The organism is Falsirhodobacter sp. alg1 (assembly GCF_000739715.2).
GTDB lineage: Bacteria > Pseudomonadota > Alphaproteobacteria > Rhodobacterales > Rhodobacteraceae > Falsirhodobacter.
On record NZ_BBJC02000016.1, the window covers coordinates 1 to 1,317 of the forward strand.

The following is a 1,317-nucleotide window of genomic DNA, read 5'->3' on the forward strand; positions in this document are numbered from 1 at the left end:
GCGGCACATCTGCGCACTTGGCTGATTTCAGCTATTCAAAATCTGAACCCGCGTGAGCGTTTCATCGTGACGGAGCGCAAGTTGCGCGAATCTCCCCGCACGCTGGAATCCCTGGGTGAAGAACTGGGGTTGTCGAAAGAGCGCGTTCGCCAGTTGGAGGCTGCTGCCTTCAACAAGATGCGCCGGAATCTGGAAACGCAGAACCGCGAAGTGCATCACTTCCTCTGATCTGCTTGAGGGGGTGATGCTCCAGAAGGTCGGCGGTATCGGCCGGGTGCAGATTGCGCAGCGCGGCCGTCAGGCGGGATGCGTCCCCCTCATGGACCGCATCCAGAATATCGTTGAAGCGGCGTTCGCTCAGTCCTTCGTCTTCCCGATCGTGCAGGTCCGCCTCGATATGCGCCATGATCCCTCGTATACTTGCTATTGGCAGCTTATCGGAAGCCGCGTGGAGGAAACAGGCGCTTTCATCCTATCCCGCGTCCGCGATAATGCCAAAGTGTTACAACTGCATAAAACGAGGGTGAAATGGAAATACTGACCGGTCGCGTTCTGCATTTTACGGCAGACCCGTTTCTGCACGGCCCCGAAGCCGCCCGGATCGATGAGGCAGTTGTGATCGAAGGCGGCATCATCCGGGCCGTCGGTAGTGCCGGTGCGCTGCGCGCCGCCTATCCCCATTGCGTGGACGCCTCTACCCTGCTGCGGCGGACCGGGTCCGGGGCCTGATGCAGATCTTTCCCTCCGCCGAGGTGACCTTCTATCTTGCCATCCGCAATCCGGCTACATTCCTGCCCGAGTTGTGCAGTCGGCAACGGCAAAAGCACCTGCCGAGGTCATGAGCGAATGCGATCCCGTCNTCCTTGCGCTGGTNCCGATACCATCGGCGACGTCGTTGCCCGCAACCCGGGGGTAAACCTTGTCATCTGGGCCGATGAAAGATGCGCCGCTAGGAATACTGGCCGGAGGTTCTGGCAACACGTGGGCGGCATAGATGATGGCAGCACCCTGACCGGTTGGGATGATCTGCTGTCACATCTGATGGAGGATGAGGGAATGCGTACGTCTGCATTCTAACCTTGGCAGAGCCGCCACAGCCGGATGTACGGCATCGGGCGTGAAATCATCTCGAATCTAGCTAGGGGAATTTGTCCGGCCCGAGGCGGTAGAGGTGGAATTCGAAAATGCCGGGATGGGATCAGGCGCTGGTCGACCATATGACCGNAACCTATGAGGACGACATGGCCCGCATCGCGGCATTGCCGGGGGTCAGATTCCTGACCCCCTGAGCATTATTGCATACCAAAGCGCGGCCTT

At 59.3% G+C, this 1,317-nt stretch carries 3 protein-coding genes; all 3 read left to right on the top strand.

Annotated features, from left to right (window positions below):
* The coding region (locus tag TR36_RS13820; protein ID WP_045393830.1) for a sigma factor-like helix-turn-helix DNA-binding protein at positions 1 to 228 on the top strand (228 nt) is incomplete at its 5' end.
* Between the two features lie 16 nt (positions 229 to 244).
* Positions 245 to 541, top strand: coding sequence for a hypothetical protein (locus tag TR36_RS13825; protein ID WP_045393832.1), 297 nt, complete (start codon positions 245 to 247; stop codon positions 539 to 541).
* Positions 529 to 729: a hypothetical protein gene (locus TR36_RS13830; protein ID WP_045393834.1), complete on the top strand. Its 201-nt coding sequence runs from the start codon at positions 529 to 531 to the stop codon at positions 727 to 729. The genes TR36_RS13825 and TR36_RS13830 overlap by 13 nt, the downstream gene beginning before the upstream one ends.
* Positions 730 to 1,317 lie beyond the last annotated feature (588 nt).

What these genes read in the sequence shown, in the direction of transcription:
- TR36_RS13825 (WP_045393832.1), top strand. Translation starts at nt 245, where the DNA reads ATGCTCCAGAAGGTCGGCGGTATCGGCCGGGTGCAGATTGCGCAGCGC.
- TR36_RS13830 (WP_045393834.1), top strand. Translation starts at nt 529, where the DNA reads ATGGAAATACTGACCGGTCGCGTTCTGCATTTTACGGCAGACCCGTTT.